Genomic DNA, 17,228 nt, shown 5'->3' on the forward strand with positions numbered 1-17,228 from the left:
TAGGAAGAAAATGCAAAATCGGACTCTTGACGGTCAAGCAGATCAATCATCGGCATCACCGTCCTCTGCAATCGTCATCAGATCTCGTGCGCCGAGTTCGAGTAACTCACGTGCAACCGCGCGCCCCAACTCGTCCGCACTCTCGGGCGACCCCACCTTAGATGCCCGAAGCACGTCGGAACCGTCAGTTGAAGCGGCGCATCCGCGCACCGACAATTCCTCGAACACGCGACCCTCGCCATCAATCGATTCGACGATCTCGGCAATGGCGCCCACCGGCGCGGTGCAGCCCGCCTCGAGTTCCGCGAGCAGTGCGCGCTCGGCGGTGACCTCGGCTCGCGTGGTCGAGTCGTCGAGTTCGGACAGGATCGCAATCAGGTCCGGCTCGTCGGCGCGGCACTCTACGGCGAGGGCCCCCTGCGACGGGGCCGGCAGCATCTGCACCGGCTCGAGCGTCTCGGTGATCTCGGAGGCACGGCCGATGCGGGACAGGCCGGCGCGCGCGATCACGATTCCGTCGAGCTCACCGGACGCGACCTTGCCGAGACGGGTGTCGATGTTGCCACGCAGCGGCAAGATCTCGAGGCCCAGGCCGAGAGCGCGCAGCTGCGCGCGGCGGCGCGGCGCCGAGGTCCCGATCTTCGAACCCGAGGGCAGCTCACCGAGCACGAGCCCGTCACGGGCCACCAACGCGTCACGCGGGTCCTCACGCGGCGGGACCGCCGGGATCACCAGCTCATCGGGCTGCGCCGTAGGCAAGTCCTTGTAGGAGTGCACCGCGACATCGACCTCACCGGCCAGCAGCGCCTCGCGAAGTTCGGCGACGAACACCCCGACGCCGATGCGCTGTACCGGACCTGCTGTGACATCGCCCTTGGTCTTGATGATCACCAGCTCGGCCGGGTGTCCCGCCGAGATCAGCGCGTCCCGGACGGCACCGGCCTGCGTCATGGCGAGCAGGCTGCCGCGGGTCCCGATCCGCAGGGTGCGGAACTTCGGGCCGGTGAGATGTTCAGTCGCGGTCGACGTTGCCGCGTCCGTGCTCATGCCTGCGCGTCCTTTCCTGCTGTACCGGGGCCGGTGGCGAATTCGTCGAGATCGATCGGAGCGACGACGGCCTCGGCCGCACCGGGCCGCAGCTCGAACAGCTCACGCAACGCGGCCGCATACGAGTCGCCACCGGGTGTGGAGGCCAATTGCTTGACTCGCACGGTGGGCGCGTGCAGCAGCTTGTCGACCACCCGGCGGACCGTCCTCGCCACCTCGTCGCGTTGCGGGTCGTCCATACCGGGCAGACGCGAGTCCAGTCGCATCAGTTCGGCCTCGACAACCTCGGCCGCACGCTGTCGGAGCGCCGTGACCGTCGGGGTGACCTCGGCTTGTCGCTGCGAGGCGAGGTATTGGGCAAGTTCGGACGCGACGATCTCGCGTGCGGCATCGGCGTCGTTGGCAGCGGCGCCGGCGGCCGGATCGCGTTGCAGCGCAGCCATATCGAGCACGACCACCTCGGGTAGCCCGACCACAGCAGGCTCGACGTCGCGGGGCAGACCCAGATCGCAGATCACCAGTGGCCGCTTCGGGTCGCGTCCCGGCTGGGCGAGCGCCAGGTGGGTGTCGGCGAGCGTGACGACCGCACCGACCGCACCCGTACAGGTCACGAGGACGTCTGACTGGGCCATCGCCGAGGACAGCTCGTCGATGCCGACCGCGGTCGCGTCGACACCGTTGCCGATTGCTGTGGCAGCGAGGTGCTCGGCGCGCTCGCGGGTGCGGTTGGCGACGAGAATCCGGCCGATGCCGACGCGGGTGAGGTACGCGACCGACAGGCTGCCCATCGCACCGGCACCGAGGACGACGGCCGTGCGACCGTTCAGCCCACCGTCACCGAGGATGCCTGCGGCACGGTCGAGCGCGACCGACACGACAGAGGCGCCGGCGGAGTCGATACCGGTCTCGGCGTGCACGCGCTTGCCGACCCGCAGAGCCTGCTGCGCCAGCTCGTGCAGCGCGCGCCCGGCAGCCTGCTGGGCGTCGGCAGCGGCATACGCGGCTCGGATCTGGCCGAGGATCTGCTGCTCGCCGACGACCATCGAGTCCAGGCCGCTGGCGACCGCGAACAGGTGCTCGGCGGCGGCCTCGCCGTAGTGGACGTACGCGTGCTTGTGCAGCTCGGAGAGGTCTAGCCCGGAGTGCCCGGCCAAGAGGCTGCTTATCTCGGTCAGCGCGCCGTGGAACGCGTCCACCACGGCGTAGATCTCGATGCGGTTGCACGTCGAGACGATCATCGCCTCGTGTATGTGGGCCGAAGCCAGCATCTTGTCCGTCAGCTTCGGGCGGTCGGTGTCGGTGACCGCGATCCGCTCGAGGACGGAGACGGGGGCACTCCGGTGTGAGATCCCGACGAGAAGCACACTCACGGCCGTATCACCGATCCATTCCGGTCGCAGTGGCGACCGCTGCGGGTGCAGCGGCAGCCTGGGGATTTCGTTGCTTTTCCGGAGCGTTGTTCCGGGCCATGTTGAACGACAGCACCTGCATCTCCATCGCGAGATCGACCCGACGCATCTCCACGTGGTCGGGGATCTCCAACGCGAGCGGGGAGAAACTGAGAATGCAGCGCACGCCCGCCCCGACGAGCTGGTCGCATACGTCCTGCGCGGCGGAGTCGGGGGTGGCGATGACGCCGATCGTGGCCTCGAGATCACGACATGCGTCGGCGAGTTGGGCGACGTCGCGGACCGTAAGGCCGCCGACCGTCGTGCCGATGCGGTCGGGGTCCGCGTCGAACAGGGCGACCATCGAGAAGCCGCGCCGACCGAAGCCGCCGTACCCGGCGAGGGCTCGGCCGAGATTGCCGACACCGACGAGCACCACCCGGTGCCCACGCTCGAGACCGAGCGCGGACTCGATGCGCGCCCGCAACCGGGTGACGTCGTATCCGACACCGCGAACACCGTTGGGGCCCAAATGAGACAGATCCTTGCGGAGCTTGGCCGACCCGACGCCGGACGCGGTGGCCAGCTCCTCGCTCGAGACGATGAGTACTCCGTCCTCGGCGAGGACTCCGAGGACCCGCAGATATGTCGCGAGACGCGTCACCGTAGCCTGGGGGATGTCACGTTGCGAAGCCGGAGAGGCATCCCTGCGCTGAGGAGTGGACGAAGCAGCCCCGGCGACGCCACGGGTTCCTGTCCCCTGCGTCTGGTGCTGTTCGGTCACGTCGATGGCTCCTCGTCCGGTCGGCCACGTACCCCGGCCCTCACGTCGAAGGTCCGGGGAAATTGTTCACCCCACGGTAACTGCTTGTGAAGCCATGCACAAAGTCGATCGACTGCCCCCGAACGTGCTCTCACCTGCAAAGTGACCGAATCCGACGGTCCGGGGTGACCCTTCCCACTCCCAGGCGGACCCCCGCTGCCCGAGGCGTAACTTCAGCTCGCGGCAAGGTCCCCGCGCAACCGATCCTCGTCGACTTCCCAGTAACTGTGCTCCTTGCCGTCGAGTAGGACGACGGGCAACCGGTCCCCGTACTCGGCCCGCAAGTCGGGGTTGTCGGCCGCCGCCTCGTCTACGTCGATGCAGGTCAGTTCCAGATCGAACTCCTGACAGACTTGGTCCAGCACCTCGCGGGCGGGAACGCACGCCCCGCAGCCTGCCCGCGTGAGAAGGGTGATCCGGTTTCGAGACTGATCCATGGCTTCCAGTGTTCCTCGAGGCCCGTGATGTCGATCCGACGACACCGGCCCATGGGAGTTGCGGACCGTTCCGTTTCGAGACGAACATCACACGCTGTCGATAGTGCCCTGTTCCGACGGGATACATCACGACTGTCGGGCTAGGGTGAGCCAGAGGTGTCTGCGACACGGGAGGTTCGAGTGCCTGGGCGATCACTGCCGAACGGCGCCGGATTCGGTGTGGGTCTGTCCGGGATTCTGCGCCCCGGACGTCGCCGGATCCGGAACCTGCTGGGTCCGAGCGAGGCCGAGCTGCGTGCCAACCTCGCCGGTGAGGCCAGCGCCGACGCGGCGCTCGCACTGCAGGAAGCCGAGGCCGAGGCGGCTACCCTCGCCGCCGACGAGACGGAGGCCCTCGAAGAGGCTTCGGAAACGGCGCCCGCGCCCGAAACGGTGGAACCGCCCGCCGAGCCGGCCGTCCCCCGGGATCTCACCGCCGCCGCGTTCTTCGATGTCGACAACACCATGGTGCAGGGCGCATCGATCATCCATTTCGCGCGTGGTCTCGCGGCCCGCAAGTACCTCAAGACCTCGGACCTGGTCGACTTCGCATGGAAGCAGGTCAAATTCAGGGTCACCGGCAAGGAGAACAGCGACGACGTCGCCGAGGGCCGGGAGAAGGCACTGTCGTTCGTCGCCGGCCGGTCGACGGCGGAACTGGCCCGCCTCGGCGAGGAGATCTACGACGAGGTCATCTCCGACAAGATCTGGGAGGGAACCCGGGCGTTGGCGCAGATGCACCTCGACGCCGGCCAACAGGTATGGCTCGTGACGGCCACACCGGTCGAGCTGGCGCAGGTGATCGCCAAACGCCTCGGCCTCACCGGCGCGCTGGGGACCGTTGCCGAGAGCGAGGACGGCGTGTTCACGGGCCGACTCGTCGGCGACATCCTGCATGGGCTCGGCAAGGCGCACGCCGTGCGTACCCTCGCGATTCGCGAGGGGTTGAACCTCAAGCGCTGCACGGCGTACTCGGACAGCTACAACGACGTGCCGATGCTGTCGCTGGTCGGTACTGCCGTCGCGGTCAACCCCGACGCGGACCTACGCGAGCTCGCGAAGAACCGCGGGTGGCAGGTACGGGACTTCCGGACCGGCCGCAAGGCCGCGAAGATCGGTGTACCGACGGCGCTCCTGCTGGGCGCGGTCGGCGGTGCGGTGGGCGCGATCCTCAGCCGCCGCCGAGAGCGCGTGCGCGCGGCGACGGCCTCCGAGTCGAACCCTGAATTGAGCGGCGCTCAGCCCATGAAGACGTTCCGGCGCTGGGCCAACAAGCGGTAGAGCGTCTGCTGGATCGTCTCGCGGACGTGGTCGGTGACCTCGAACAGCACCATCGGGTCGTCGGCCTCGGCAGCGTCGTAGGTGTCCGTGACGATCGGGGTGCCGAACTCGATGTACCACTTGGAGGGTAACGGCACCAGGCCTAGCGGCCCGAGATGCGGAAACAGTGGTGTGACCGGGAAGTACGGCATGTCGAGCAGCCGGGCCAGCGGCGTGATGTCGCCGATCTTGGGGTAGATCTCCTCGGATCCGACGATCGAGCACGGAATGATCGGTACCCCGGCGCGCATCGCGGCGCAGACGAAACCGCCGCGGCCGAACCTCTGCAACTTGTAGCGCTCCGAGAACGGCTTGCCGATGCCCTTGTAGCCCTCCGGAAACACCGCCGCGAGCTCGCCGCTGCGCAGCAGCCGCTCGGCATCCGGATGGCACGCGAGTGTGTGCCCGGCCTTGCGAGCGATATTCCCGATGACCGGCATCTCGAACGCCAGATCCGCCGCCAGCATCCGCAGTGCCCGATGCTCCGGATGGTGGTCGTGCACCGCCACCGACGTCATGAGTGCATCGATCGGGACCACGCCGGCGTGGTTGGCCACCACCAACGCTCCGCCGTGCATCGGGATGTTCTCGACGCCGCGGGTCTCTACGCGGAACCACTTCTCGAACAACGGCCGCAGAGCGGGGAGGAAGACACTGTCCGCGAAGTCCTGGTCGTAGCCGAACTCGTCGACCTCGTAGTCGCCCGTGATACGGCGACGCAGGTACCCCGCGACGCCGGTGACCTGCTCGATGACGAGGGAGCGGAGGCTGTCGACCGGTGAGCCGCCGTGCTGCTCAGCGGCAGGCTGTTCGTCGGATTCCTCGGTGGCTTCCGCAGCGGCAGGCGCCTCGTGTTCGCGGAATCGCCGACGGTCCACAGGGCCTGACGAATGTCGATTCGTCGTGCGACCATGCACCGGTGGGCGACCCGGCCCGTGCAACGGAATCACTTTCGCCACGTCGTTCACAAAAGCCCCCTGCCCTGGTTTCTGCCCATATCGATGGTCACCTGATCTGAGACTCGGCACCCGCGACAGCAAGCACCGTAGATTCGGCCCGGTCTACCCAGTGGGGTTTGATCACACGGCTGAGCCGTGCACCCCGGACGAAGTCGTCGAGCGCCTGCAGCGTTGTCCAGCGCGGCTCGAAGCTGAGGTCGGCGCGCATTCGCGTGGTGTCGAGGCCGCACCCGAAGTGGAAGTAGTCGAGCTGTTCGTGGGTGAACGAACGCATCTGCGACCCCATCAGGGCCCGACCCGCGCTTCGGAACAGGGAAAACGGTATCGGTACCTCGGCCCGTCCGGCCCGGCGAATCGCCTGGGACATCATTACCGCGCCGTCACCGGCCACATTGAACGTCCCGGCCGGCCCGGCGACGGTCGCCCGTTCGAGAGCGGCGAGTGCGTCCTCCTCGTGCAGCAACTGCATGCGGGCATCGCGCCCGAGGATGCTCGGGACGATCGGCGACGACAGGTACCGTGCCACCCATCCGTGCAACCGCGGGCCCATGAGCGGGGCCAAGCGGAGGATCGACACCCCGATGTCGGGACGATGCCTGCCGAGACGTCGCGCGTACCCCTCCATCTCGATACAGTCACGTGCCCACCCGCCCTGCAGCGGCCTGCGGGCACTCATCTCCTCGGTGAACTTGGCCGGGTCCTTGGGACTACCGCCGTACACCGCGGACGCGGATCGCAACACGACCTTGCGGACACTCGGAGCCTTCTGGCACGCCGCGAACAATTGCATCGCGCCGATGACGTTCATGTCCTTCATCGCCGCCCGACTGCCGGACTTAGGGGCCTGGGCCAGCACTGCCGCGTGAACTACCGTGTCGACCTCGGTGCCGCGAATTACCTTTCCGATGAGCGGGTTTCGAATGTCGGCACGAACGAACTCGGCGCGCCCCATCCGCCTCATCATGTCCTTGCTCGGCGAAACTGCGTCGACCGCGACGACTCTATCTATCTCGGGATGCTGAGCGAGTCGTGACACAAGGAACCCACCCGGGAACCGGCTGGCACCTGTCACCAGCACTACCTTCGGTAGCTGCGCGCCCCGATCGTCAGAATTCACATCTGCCCCCGTCCCTTCACCCCTCCGGCGAGCCTAGCGAATCCGGGCACGTGGGCAAGGGTTCGGCACAAGCCTTTACAGCCTGGCAACCTGCCGTCCACATCCGGGTGAACCTCGGCGAACATGCGCCTGCCGAACACGTGACTCCGAACGCACAGATGCCCGCCACCGAAACGGCGACGGGCATCCGAGTACACGACCCTGTGCGGCTTACTTGCCGAGTTTCCGACGTTGAACCCGCGTACGACGAAGCAGCTTGCGGTGCTTCTTCTTCGACATGCGCTTACGGCGCTTCTTGATCACTGAACCCATGGTGGGTGTCCCTCACAGTCTTCTCTAGCGTTCAGCGCACGCCGGTCACGTACGCCTGTGTCTTCCTCTGGCGCTTCACGCCTTCGATTGCCACTAGGCCTCGAGGCCGCGTTGCCACCGGACCCTCGAGGCCTGGTTGCCACTGGCCTTCAGGCCGCGTTGCCATTGGCCTTTCAGGCCGCGTTGCCACTAGACCTTCTAGGCCGCGTTGCCACTGGCCGCTCTCACGACGCCAGCGCCTGACGACACCGGCTGGCTGGTACGACGACTCATGATCGTACCGGGACAAGCCCGCGCGACGAAAACCGAGGTTCAGCTCCGACTCACGGCCGGTCAGCCTGCGTCGAAGAACGAAGTCTCCAGGTAGTCGTGCACCGCCTTCGCATGGACGCGGAACGAGCGCCCGACGCGAACAGCGGGCAGTTCACCGCTGTGCACGAGGCGGTACACGGTCATCTTCGAGACCCTCATGAGGGCCGCGACCTCCGCGACAGTGAGGAACTGCGTCCCGGCCAAACCTGCGCCGCCAGGACTTTCTTGTTTGCCGGACTTGTCTTGCCTAGCCGGCTTCGCTGGGTTCTCAGGAGATCCCATCTGTCCACCTACTTCCGGCACGTGTCGCGCCGCCGGCTTCCCCTCCGGCGGAACAGACACGCACGTGCTGACACGAGAGCTTAGCGGGACCAGAGGGGTTGGTGCGACGGGTGTTACAAACACGATCAATAATCGCGATCTACTCGGGTGCCACTCCAAGCTCGGCCGACCGATCGCGCGCGGCAGTGAGGGCATCGTAGAACGCCGTCCGCAGACCACCGCGCTCGAGTTGGCGCACTGCTGCTGCGGTGGTACCGCCGGGTGACGTAACGGCGGCCCGAAGCTCTGTCGCGCTCTCGCCCGACTCGGTGAGCATCGCCGCGGTGCCGACCATCGTCTGCACCACCAGTTCGCTCGCCGTCGCACGGGTCAGCCCGAGCGCGACCCCGGCGTCGATCATCGCCTCGACCACCAGAAAGAAGTACGCCGGGCCAGATCCGGACACCGCCGTCGCGGCGTCGATCATGGTTTCGGGCACCGTGGTGACCGTGCCGACGGTCCCGAGGACCGAGCGCACCAGTTCCAGGTGCCCGCGCTTGACGTGACGTCCGGGCGTGATGACGCCCGCGCCCTGCCCGACGAGCATCGGAGTATTGGGCATTGCCCGGACGACCGGGAAGCCGGCAGGCAGCCTCGCCTCGTACCGCGTCGTCGGGATGCCGGCCGCAAGCGAGACCAGGAGCTGTTCCCGATCGCTGTCGAGATCGACCTTGCCGAGCTCGGTCAGCACGGTGTCGACGTCCGCAGGCTTGACGGCGACGACGATGACGTCCGCGCCCTCGGCTGCATCCGCGATCGTGGTGACACGGATCGAGTACTCCGTTGCCAGGTCCTCCGCGCGAGGCTCGTACTGCTCGGCAACAACCAGGTCTCGGACCGAATGACCCCCGTGCAACAGCCCCGAGATCAGCGCCTCGCCGATCTTGCCGCCACCGATCACCGCAATTCTCGTCATGGCCTCCAGCCTGCCACGACGCGCAATCGGGACCTCCCCCGGTCCCCGAGGTGACAGAACGTCAGCGGGGGATCATTGCGAGCTGGCGACTCTGGACAACGACCGCTCCGGTCGAGTCGAGGACCGTGTGGTCCTCCTCGAACCACGTGCCGCCGAGCACCGTAGAGGAGGCCATCACCCGCAGCCATCCGGGCGCTGGTTGCCGACGCAGGTAGGTCGTCAGCTGAACGGTGGGTGCCCAGCCGAACATGCCCCGGTTCATCGTCACCGGAGCACTGACATCGCCGGTCATGATCGCGAACAACGCCGCGGTGACCGGGTCCTCCTCGTCGGCCGACCATGGTCGCGCCCACATCCGCACCTGGGGCTCGCCCTGCTTGCCGCTCAGGAAGTGTGCCGACGAGGCGTCGACACTCAGATCGCAGCCCTGGGAGACGTGCACGACTTGCGCCATGGGGTGGTCGGCGACCAGCGCGTCCTCTGCGGGTGGCTCGACCGGCAACTGCGCGAGCGTCTGCTCCTCGGTGTAGTGCGGCTCCCCGGCGTCGGGCACGCCCATCGTGACCGCGGCGTGCACGGCAGGCCGACCGCTCTGGGACAATTCGACGTCGACGAGTGAGACCTGACGTCCACGCTTGCGGACGGTCACGACCGCGTCGACCTCACCCGGGTCCGGTGCGTTCAGGTAGCTGGCGCTGACTGCGAGAGGCACCACCGCCGGGTCCAAGGGCATCTCCGGTGGTGCCGTTTCGAAGAGTTCACTCCGGGCCGCCGCCGCGCAGACGGCCATCAGGCAGCCGCCGTGAACCTTCGGCCCGATGGTCCAGATCGGGTCGATGTGGGCGGTGTACCGACCGGCACCGTGCGGGGTGACGGTGGTGAGATCCCGAAACGGGTGAAGGGTCATGGGTTTTCCTGTCTATCTGGGGTAGTTCTATCTGGGGTGGCGAAGCCGTCGAAGGTACGCCGGGCGAACATCGTGGCGCCGACGTCCTGGTGTGCCAGGCGGCGCAGCGCGGTCAGAACCGGTTCGTAGATCGCGGTGCCGAGCACGGCGTACTCGATCGCGGACGCGACCGAATCCGTGGGCATGAGCTGGAGGTCGATCTCGGCGATGGAACGAATGTGCCGCGCGTACACATCGAGCCGCTCGTCGGTCATCGGTATGCCGACGTCCTCGGCCGCAGCCAGCGCCTTTTCCAGTTGCGCGACAACGGGATACGACGGCTGGTACACCTGGCCGAGTCGCTCGAGGACCGCACGAGCGCGCGGGTAGTCGTCGGCCTCCGCGTCCGCGTCGGCGGAATACGGTGGCAACGCAGCCAGCGCGCGACCGATCGTCTCGAAGACGGTGTCGGCAGGGTGATCGACGAGCCCGACGATGGTGCGGATCTTCGCCAGCGGTAACCCGACGCCGGCGAGTGCCTTGATGAGCGAGAGGCGTCGCACGTGCTGCTCGCCGTACTCGGCCTGAGTCGCACTGCTGGCCTCGCCGGGCATGAGCAACCCCTCACGCAGGTAGTACTTCACGGTCGCGAGGGGCACACCGCTGACCGCGACGAGTTCGGACACCCGCATGTCGACCCTCCTCTGCTTGACACCCGGCCACAACGTGTGTTGATCATGGAATTCGAACTGGATAGTCGAACTATCCAATCTTGGGCAGAATACCTCACGCAAGGAGCACCGCATGAATCCCGTCCTCACCATTGTCGTCGGCGTCACAGTGCTGACGGTCGTCACCATCGCGTCCGGCGGAGTGTTTCTGCTCCGGATCCTGACCGGCCGCCAGGGTGCCAACGAACTGCAGAAGTCCTTCTTCCGCGCCGGTCACGCACACGCCGGTGTGCTGGTCACACTCGGCGTCCTGCTCGCGACCCTCACTGCGGTTGTAGACGCGAACCCCGGGTGGGCAGCGGCCGGGGCGATCGCGGTGCTCGCCGCCGCGATCTTCATTCCCGCGGGCTTCTTCCTGTCGGTCCTCGGCCAGAATCCCGCGAAGCCCGGGCCGATGTTCGCATCGATCTGGATCGGAGCGGCCTGCCTCGTGGCGGGACTGGTGATCTCGGGGATCACGGTGATCAACGCGGGCGTAGCCGCCCTGTAGAGGTCAGCGCAGGAGAGGTCAGCGCAGGAGAGGTCAGCGCAGGAGAGGTCAGCGCAGGAGAGGTCAGCGCAGGTTCTCTCTAGCGAAGCTCAGTGCTTGGCCCAGCATCGAGGCCCGCTCGGGACGGGTCCGCGCGTTCTGGGTGTTGATCTCCACGACGACCTGACCGCTGAATCCGTTCTCGACCAGGTGCCTACACACCTCGACACACGGCTGCGTCCCGTGTCCGGGGATGAGGTGCTCGTCGACCGATGCGCCGCGGCCGTCGGCGAGATGCAGGTGCGACATGCCGCTGCCCATACGGCGTACCAGATCCATCGCATCCATGCCGGCGGTCGCCGTGTGCGACAGATCCAGTGTGTAGTGCCGATGCCCGGATTCGGTGGGGTCGTACGACGGACTGAACGCCGACAGTGCTGCACCCGGGCCACCCCGCTTGCGGAGCCGCTCGGCGGTCCTCTCCCGTCCACCGAAGAAGCTGTCCGCGCGCATCGGAAACATGTTCTCGACCGCGACGACGACACCCGTCTTCTCTTCGAGTCCGGCCACCTGGTCGGAGAATCCGTCGGCGTACCGACGCTGCCAACGGAACGGTGGATGCACCACGACGTTCGACGCCCCCAAGGCTTCGGCGGCCGCGACCGAACGGTCGAGCTTCGCGGCGGGGTCGGCACCCCACACGCGCTGTGAGATCAGCAGGCAGGGGGCGTGCAGGGCCTGCACGGGCACCGCGTACTTGCGGATCAGTCGCTTGACCGCCGAGACGTCCTGGCTGACCGACTCGGCCCACACCATCAACTCGACGCCGTCGTAGCCGACCTCGGCCGCATACCGGAAGGCCGCCTCCGTGTTCTCGGGGTAGACGGAGGCGGTGGACAGTCCCACGAGGATCTTCCGATCCGACATGCGCGCCCTCCCCGCGACCTTCCCGATGCCGTCCCCGATGTCGTCCCCCTATGCCGTCATATCAGCTGGTACTGAGCAGGAAGGCCAGTGGACCGAGGGTGACGAAGACTCCGGCGATCAGTGCAATCACCAGGCTGGTGACGTCGTCGGTGCGACGCAGGATCCGAACCATTGCGACCAGCCCGACGATCACGAGGACCGAGAGGACGAGCGCCACCATCGGCAGCGTGTCCCACAGCTTCTCGAAGCCCTTGAACATCAGTGCCCCGGCGACGACCGCCACGGCACCCTGGCCCAGCAGGACCGCCCACTGCTTCACTCGGTTGGGCTCGGGTTCGACGTCGGTGAGGTCCGTATCGTCTGCGTATTCCGCGTCGTCCGCGTCGCCCACATAGTCGACGTCGTCCGCGTCACCGACATCGGCCGCCAGTGCTTCATCGGGTTCGGCGACCGCCGCATCGCGACCCTGCCGAAGCGGATCGTCCCCGGCCGACCACCCGGACAAGAGCTTCGGTTCGGGCTCGTGCTTCGGTTCGGGCTCGAACTTGGGTTTCGGTTCGAACCTCGGTTCGGGCTCGTCGAGACGCTCGTCCGACGGCACCTGCGGGATGATCGTCGTCGCGGCCGAATCCTCGGAAGGCTCCGACGCCTTCCACGGCTTGGCGGGCCCCGCAGGACTCGATGGGCCAGAGCGCGGAGGCCCGGCAGGACTGGACGGCGCGGCGGGACCCGAGGGCGCGGCAGGACTCGAGGGCCCAGACCGCGGAGGCCCCACAGGACTCGATGGCGCGGCGGGACTGGACGGGGCAGCGGGGCCCGAGGGCGCAGCGGGACTCGAGGGCGCAGGGCGCGAAGGCCCGGAGAGCCCGGAGGGCTTCGGGTACGAAGCCGTCCCGAATGAGGCGGATCCGTTCGGGGTCGCTCCATTCAGGGCCGCCCCGTTCGGGGCAGCGGTCGGTCCGGACCTCTCGGCTGCCCTCTTCTCCGCAGCAGCCGCCTCCGCTGCGGCCTTCTTGTCCTCGACGGTCTCCGTGGCGTTGGAGAACCTGAACAATGCGGTCTTGTCGACGTCGGCGGGTGCGTCGGATTGTGGGGTCGGGGCCGACTCCTGCTCGTCGTCGATGGCCGGAAGGTCGCCGGTCAATTCCGCGACGGAGATGCCGCCCTTGGAACCTCGACGACGTCGTCCACCGCCACCGGAGCTAACCCTCTGGCCGTTGCGGGCCAACAGCTCCGCAACCGAGATCGCCTTGCTGTCACTCTCGGGGTCAGTCATCGTGTGCTCACCACCAGTTCTCCACCCATGTCCGTATCGAGCTTGCGAAGAATCAGACCTTCACGCAATGCCCACGGGCAAATCTCCAGCGTGTCGATCCCCAGCGCGCGCATGCTGGCCTCCGCAACGAGAGCACCGGCCACGATCTGCTGCGAGCGGTCGGAACTCACACCCTCCAATTCTGCACGGTCCGAGGTAGTCATCCTCGAGATGAACGCGATCAACTGCCGCAGACCGCTCGCCGTCAGGGTCCGCTTGACGCGCGGACCTGCGCCTGACGGCGCGGCACCGGTCAGACGCGCGAGTGAACGGAACGTCTTCGAGGTGCCGACACTCAAGTCTGCACTCCCGGCCTCGCGCAGGCGCTTCGCCGGGCCCACCAGTTCGGCGTCGAGCCAGTCCCGCAGCACTGCGACGCGACGCTTGCCCGGCGGATCTTCCTGCAGCCAGTCGCGCGTGAGGCGTCCGGCACCGAGCTGGAGCGAGAACGCGACGTCCGGGTCCTCGTCTCCGCCGGACGTCAGCTCCAGCGAGCCGCCACCGATGTCGAGGTTGAGGATGCGTCCAGCACTCCAGCCATACCAGCGGCGCACTGCAAGGAACGTCAGCCGCGCCTCGTCGACGCCGGACAGCACCTCCAGGTTCACGCCGGTCTCGGCGCGCACACGCGACAGGACTGCCTCAGAGTTGTTGGCGTCGCGAACCGCGGACGTCGCGAACGCCATCAGTTCCCCGCACCCGGAAGATTGCGCGATGCCGGCGAAATCCTGAACTGTGGCAACCAGACGGTCCGCACCGCTCCGGGTGATGTCACCCTTTTCGTCGGTGTTCTCCGCGAGCCGCAATGCAGCTTTGGTCGAGCTCATCGGTGTAGGGTGCCCACCACGATGAGCGTCAACCACGAGCAGGTGGATGGTGTTGCTTCCGACGTCGAGTACCCCAAGGCGCACACGGCTACGGTACTGGGTCTACGGTCGGGCACTGTGACAGCAGGCAGCACAAGCGGCTCCCACAAGATCTTGCCCGCGCCGGAAGTCGATCTCGATTTCCCGCGCGAGTGGGTCCAATTCGTCGACCCTGAGAACCCCGAACACTCCATCAAAGCCGACCTGACCTGGCTACTTTCGCGCTGGACCTGCGTATTCGGCACCCCCGCGTGCCAGGGCACGGTCGCCGGACGGCCCGACGACGGCTGCTGCTCGCATGGCGCATTCCTCTCCGACGAGGAGGACAGGGAGAAGCTGGACGCGGCCGTGAAGATGCTCACACCCGAGGACTGGCAGTTCAGAAAGAAGGGTCTGGGGAAGAAGGGATACGTCGAGGAGGACGACCTCGAGGACGAGCCCGCGCTGCGAACCCGCAGGCACAAGGGCGCGTGCATTTTCCTGAACCGTCCAGGCTTCGAGGGCGGCATCGGCTGCGCACTGCACAAGATGGCGCTGCGCAAGGGCATCGAGCCGCTCGAGGTCAAGCCCGACGTGTGCTGGCAGCTGCCCATCCGCCGCACCCAGGAGTGGGTGGACCGCCCAGACGGCAAGCAGATCCTCGAGACGACCATCACCGAGTACGACCGCCGTGGCTGGGGCGAGGGCGGCGAGGACCTCGCCTGGTACTGCTCCGGGTCACCGGATGCACACGTGGGAGAGAAGCCGGTGTGGCAGTCGTACGCTCCGGAGCTCACCGAATTGCTCGGGAAGGCCGCGTACGACGAACTGGCGTCGCTGTGCAGGCGTCGTCAGGGCCTAGGCCTGATCGCGGTGCATCCTGCGACCACAGCCGCAGGCGAGATGGCGGCGAAGGCACAGCACTCGCAGGAGTGACGCCCGCGCGATGACCGACCGTCACAGTGGTCACTCCTCGAGCTTGTACCCCAGCCCGCGAACGGTCACCAGGTGCCTCGGCTTGCCGGGATCGGCCTCGATCTTGGCGCGCAACCGCTTGACGTGGACGTCGAGTGTCTTGGTGTCGCCCACGTAGTCGGCACCCCACACCCGGTCGATGAGCTGTCCGCGAGTGAGGACCCGACCGGAGTTGCGCAGAAGGTACTCGAGTAGATCGAATTCCTTGAGTGGCAGCGACACCGGCTCGCCACCCACGCGCACGAGGTGGCGCTCGACGTCCATCCGAACCGGGCCGGCTTCGAGGACACCTTCCGCAGCACCGTTGTCGGCCTCGGCGTCGACACCACGGCGCAGCACGGCCCGGATCCGGGCGATGAGTTCACGAGCCGAGTAGGGCTTGGTGACGTAGTCGTCGGCGCCCAGTTCGAGCCCGACCACCTTGTCGATCTCGCTGTCGCGGGCGGTGACCATGATCACCGGCACCGACGATTTGGCACGCAACTGCTTGCACACGTCGGTTCCGCTCATTCCGGGCAGCATGACGTCGAGCAGGACGATGTCAGCACCGGACCGCTCGAACTCGGCCAGGGCGGACGGGCCGTCACCGACGACAGTCGCCTCGAACCCCTCCTTGCGGAGGAGAAACGCGAGGGGGTCGGCCAGCGATTCCTCATCCTCCACGATCAGCACACTCGTCAACGGTTCCCCTCCTGGCTCATGCCGCATCGCCTCAGGATGCGGCCCTCTTGTCGATCATTGCGGGTTTGCGGGATTCGGCAACATCGGCCGCATCAGCGGATGCGGACGCGAAGTGCCCGGGGATCTGCAACGTGAAGGTGGATCCGGTGCCGGGGCGGCTCCACAGGTCGATGGAACCGTTGTGGTTCGCGGCGACGTGCTTGACGATCGCCAACCCCAACCCGGTCCCGCCGGTCTCGCGTGACCGGGCCTTGTCCACCCGGAAGAAGCGCTCGAAGACGCGCTCCTGGTCGTCCTTGTCGATACCGATGCCGCGGTCGGTGACCGCGATCGCGACGTTGCCGTCGCGGACCGTCCGACTCACCGACACCGACGTCCCCTTCGGCGAGTATGCGATCGCGTTCTCGACGAGGTTGGACAGCGCGGTCACGAGCAGGGTGCGGTCGCCCATCATCTCGAGACCGCTCGGAGCGTCGGTGTGAACAGTGATCTCGGCGGCCTCGGCGGCCAGCGTGGATCGGCGCAGCGCCTCGGTGACGACGTCGTCGACGTCGACCACCTCGAGGTCGGGCAGTTTCTCGGCGCCCTGCAACCGTGAGAGCGCGATCAATTCGCTGACCATGTTGCCGAGCCTGGACGATTCACTGAGCACGCGTTGACCGAAGTAACGCACCGAATCCGGGTCGTCCGCAGACTCGAGCAGCGCCTCCGCGAGCAGGCCCATCGCGCCTACCGGCGTCTTGAGTTCATGGCTGACGTTGGCAACGAAGTCGCGGCGGGTTGCCTCCATCCGGACCTGCTCGGAGTCGTCATCGGCGGTTATCACGACGAACCGCGGGTCCGCCTTGCTCAACAGGCGGGCCTCACCGCGAACCGCCATCTTGTCGCGGCCGCGTACCGATGTGCACCCCGTGAGATCGATCTCCACCGGCTCGCCGGTCTCGAACACCTCGGCCGCGGCGACCCACGCCCGGTCGTCGATCGTCCGGTTCCGGACCAGACCGAGTACCTCGGCGCGCGGATTGGACAGGACTACGTCGTTGAACTTGTCGACGACCGCGATGCCGCTGTCGGAGGTGCGAACGATCAGGTCGAGGACTTGTGACAGCGTCAGGCCCATCTGGGACTGCCGACGCTGCGCGTGACGAGAGGTGAGTCGATGGACGGCCGCTCCGCCAACGACGAAACCGACGACGGCGATCAGGGCGGCCAGCATCACGGCCTGAACGACAGTCACACCTGAATCGTACGTTCGGCAAACCTGATCTCGAGGCTGGGTGTGACAGATTACTCGCATGTCACAGGACTGAGAGCTGGCGTTTCCTGGTCGTTCACCGTTCGTTTCCGAACGGGCGTTCGCTCAGCGCAACAAGCTGGGGCCGGCACGAACGTCGTTCCGTACCGACCC

At 67.0% G+C, this 17,228-nt stretch carries 19 protein-coding genes; 3 read left to right on the forward strand and 16 right to left on the reverse strand.

The features are described from left to right. Positions 1–42: 42 nt before the first annotated feature. The 4 genes from hemC to EF834_RS14205 form a co-directional block, all read right to left on the reverse strand. On the reverse strand, positions 43–1,047 hold the full coding sequence (gene hemC, locus EF834_RS14190) for a hydroxymethylbilane synthase (protein ID WP_127947875.1): 1,005 nt from the start codon (positions 1,045–1,047) through the stop codon (positions 43–45). Continuing rightward, positions 1,044–2,417 carry a glutamyl-tRNA reductase gene (locus EF834_RS14195; RefSeq protein WP_127947876.1) on the reverse strand — a complete coding sequence of 458 codons (1,374 nt, stop codon included), beginning with the start codon at positions 2,415–2,417 and terminating at the stop codon, positions 1,044–1,046. The genes hemC and EF834_RS14195 overlap by 4 nt, the downstream gene beginning before the upstream one ends. Before the next feature lie 7 nt (positions 2,418–2,424). After that, positions 2,425–3,219 (reverse strand): redox-sensing transcriptional repressor Rex, encoded by a 795-nt coding sequence (locus EF834_RS14200; RefSeq protein ID WP_127947877.1) that lies wholly within the window; start codon positions 3,217–3,219, stop codon positions 2,425–2,427. Between the two features lie 212 nt (positions 3,220–3,431). After that, positions 3,432–3,695 carry a glutaredoxin family protein gene (locus EF834_RS14205; RefSeq protein WP_127947878.1) on the reverse strand — a complete coding sequence of 88 codons (264 nt, stop codon included), beginning with the start codon at positions 3,693–3,695 and terminating at the stop codon, positions 3,432–3,434. Positions 3,696–3,875: 180 nt separating this feature from the next. On the opposite strand from EF834_RS14205, the gene EF834_RS14210 reads away from it, so the two are divergent. Next, positions 3,876–5,015 carry an HAD family hydrolase gene (locus EF834_RS14210; protein ID WP_127947879.1) on the forward strand — a complete coding sequence of 380 codons (1,140 nt, stop codon included), beginning with the start codon at positions 3,876–3,878 and terminating at the stop codon, positions 5,013–5,015. On the opposite strand, the gene EF834_RS14215 is transcribed toward EF834_RS14210, so the two are convergent. From EF834_RS14215 to EF834_RS14245, 7 genes are all read right to left on the reverse strand, one after another. After that, entirely contained in the window at positions 4,973–6,022 is a 1,050-nt protein-coding gene (locus EF834_RS14215; RefSeq protein WP_235871211.1) for a lysophospholipid acyltransferase family protein, read from the reverse strand. The genes EF834_RS14210 and EF834_RS14215 overlap by 43 nt on opposite strands. Before the next feature lie 37 nt (positions 6,023–6,059). Beyond that, positions 6,060–7,091 (reverse strand): NAD-dependent epimerase/dehydratase family protein, encoded by a 1,032-nt coding sequence (locus EF834_RS14220; RefSeq protein WP_127948128.1) that lies wholly within the window; start codon positions 7,089–7,091, stop codon positions 6,060–6,062. A 249-nt stretch (positions 7,092–7,340) separates the two neighbouring features. Beyond that, the gene (locus tag EF834_RS14225; RefSeq protein ID WP_003402602.1) at positions 7,341–7,442 is read right to left on the reverse strand and encodes a 30S ribosomal protein bS22; all 102 of its coding nucleotides are present in this window, start codon (positions 7,440–7,442) and stop codon (positions 7,341–7,343) included. 333 nt (positions 7,443–7,775) lie between these two features. Continuing rightward, positions 7,776–8,036 carry a helix-turn-helix domain-containing protein gene (locus tag EF834_RS14230; RefSeq protein ID WP_235871213.1) on the reverse strand — a complete coding sequence of 87 codons (261 nt, stop codon included), beginning with the start codon at positions 8,034–8,036 and terminating at the stop codon, positions 7,776–7,778. 139 nt (positions 8,037–8,175) lie between these two features. Next, entirely contained in the window at positions 8,176–8,991 is an 816-nt protein-coding gene (gene proC, locus EF834_RS14235) for a pyrroline-5-carboxylate reductase (protein WP_127947881.1), read from the reverse strand. Between the two features lie 61 nt (positions 8,992–9,052). Continuing rightward, entirely contained in the window at positions 9,053–9,898 is an 846-nt protein-coding gene (locus tag EF834_RS14240) for a thioesterase family protein (RefSeq protein WP_127947882.1), read from the reverse strand. Further along, positions 9,895–10,569 carry a MerR family transcriptional regulator gene (locus EF834_RS14245; protein ID WP_127947883.1) on the reverse strand — a complete coding sequence of 225 codons (675 nt, stop codon included), beginning with the start codon at positions 10,567–10,569 and terminating at the stop codon, positions 9,895–9,897. Before EF834_RS14245 ends, EF834_RS14240 begins: the two co-directional genes overlap by 4 nt. A 112-nt stretch (positions 10,570–10,681) precedes the next feature. Between EF834_RS14245 and EF834_RS14250 the strand changes: the two genes are divergently transcribed. After that, positions 10,682–11,098: a hypothetical protein gene (locus EF834_RS14250; protein ID WP_127947884.1), complete on the forward strand. Its 417-nt coding sequence runs from the start codon at positions 10,682–10,684 to the stop codon at positions 11,096–11,098. A gap of 63 nt (positions 11,099–11,161) precedes the next feature. Here EF834_RS14250 and EF834_RS14255 read toward each other — a convergent pair whose 3' ends face one another. The 3 genes from EF834_RS14255 to EF834_RS14265 all read right to left on the reverse strand — a co-directional run bounded on the left by EF834_RS14255 (position 11,162) and on the right by EF834_RS14265 (position 14,230). Next, the gene (locus EF834_RS14255) at positions 11,162–12,004 is read right to left on the reverse strand and encodes a sugar phosphate isomerase/epimerase family protein (RefSeq protein WP_127947885.1); all 843 of its coding nucleotides are present in this window, start codon (positions 12,002–12,004) and stop codon (positions 11,162–11,164) included. Between the two features lie 61 nt (positions 12,005–12,065). Next, complete coding sequence (locus EF834_RS14260; protein WP_127947886.1) at positions 12,066–13,280, reverse strand: hypothetical protein; 1,215 nt, start codon at positions 13,278–13,280, stop codon at positions 12,066–12,068. After that, on the reverse strand, positions 13,277–14,230 hold the full coding sequence (locus EF834_RS14265) for a Ppx/GppA phosphatase family protein (RefSeq protein ID WP_127947887.1): 954 nt from the start codon (positions 14,228–14,230) through the stop codon (positions 13,277–13,279). The genes EF834_RS14260 and EF834_RS14265 overlap by 4 nt, the downstream gene beginning before the upstream one ends. Between EF834_RS14265 and EF834_RS14270 the strand changes: the two genes are divergently transcribed. After that, a complete protein-coding gene (locus tag EF834_RS14270) occupies positions 14,168–15,100 on the forward strand; it encodes a hypothetical protein (RefSeq protein WP_235871214.1) in 933 nt (310 codons plus the stop codon). The two genes, EF834_RS14265 and EF834_RS14270, sit on opposite strands and share 63 nt — an antisense overlap. Positions 15,101–15,130: 30 nt before the next feature. Here EF834_RS14270 and EF834_RS14275 read toward each other — a convergent pair whose 3' ends face one another. Both EF834_RS14275 and EF834_RS14280 read right to left on the reverse strand, forming a co-directional pair. Continuing rightward, positions 15,131–15,820, reverse strand: a complete 690-nt coding sequence (locus EF834_RS14275) for a response regulator transcription factor (protein WP_127947889.1) — start codon at positions 15,818–15,820, stop codon at positions 15,131–15,133. 31 nt (positions 15,821–15,851) lie between these two features. Next, complete coding sequence (locus EF834_RS14280) at positions 15,852–17,057, reverse strand: sensor histidine kinase (RefSeq protein ID WP_127947890.1); 1,206 nt, start codon at positions 17,055–17,057, stop codon at positions 15,852–15,854. Positions 17,058–17,228: the final 171 nt, after the last annotated feature.

Source organism: Rhodococcus spongiicola, assembly GCF_004011835.1.
In the GTDB taxonomy this organism is placed as follows: Bacteria; Actinomycetota; Actinomycetes; order Mycobacteriales; family Mycobacteriaceae; genus Prescottella; species Prescottella spongiicola.

Excerpts from the sequence above, each read along its gene's own strand:
- EF834_RS14225 (WP_003402602.1), bottom strand. The coding sequence starts at position 7,442 with ATGGGTTCAGTGATCAAGAAGCGCCGTAAGCGCATGTCGAAGAAGAAG.
- EF834_RS14255 (WP_127947885.1), bottom strand. The coding sequence starts at position 12,004 with ATGTCGGATCGGAAGATCCTCGTGGGACTGTCCACCGCCTCCGTCTAC.
- EF834_RS14230 (WP_235871213.1), bottom strand. The coding sequence starts at position 8,036 with ATGGGATCTCCTGAGAACCCAGCGAAGCCGGCTAGGCAAGACAAGTCC.
- proC (WP_127947881.1), bottom strand. The coding sequence starts at position 8,991 with ATGACGAGAATTGCGGTGATCGGTGGCGGCAAGATCGGCGAGGCGCTG.
- EF834_RS14205 (WP_127947878.1), bottom strand. The coding sequence starts at position 3,695 with ATGGATCAGTCTCGAAACCGGATCACCCTTCTCACGCGGGCAGGCTGC.
- EF834_RS14245 (WP_127947883.1), bottom strand. The coding sequence starts at position 10,569 with ATGCGGGTGTCCGAACTCGTCGCGGTCAGCGGTGTGCCCCTCGCGACC.
- EF834_RS14240 (WP_127947882.1), bottom strand. The coding sequence starts at position 9,898 with ATGACCCTTCACCCGTTTCGGGATCTCACCACCGTCACCCCGCACGGT.
- EF834_RS14250 (WP_127947884.1), top strand. The coding sequence starts at position 10,682 with ATGAATCCCGTCCTCACCATTGTCGTCGGCGTCACAGTGCTGACGGTC.
- EF834_RS14260 (WP_127947886.1), bottom strand. The coding sequence starts at position 13,280 with ATGACTGACCCCGAGAGTGACAGCAAGGCGATCTCGGTTGCGGAGCTG.
- EF834_RS14270 (WP_235871214.1), top strand. The coding sequence starts at position 14,168 with ATGAGCGTCAACCACGAGCAGGTGGATGGTGTTGCTTCCGACGTCGAG.
- hemC (WP_127947875.1), bottom strand. The coding sequence starts at position 1,047 with ATGAGCACGGACGCGGCAACGTCGACCGCGACTGAACATCTCACCGGC.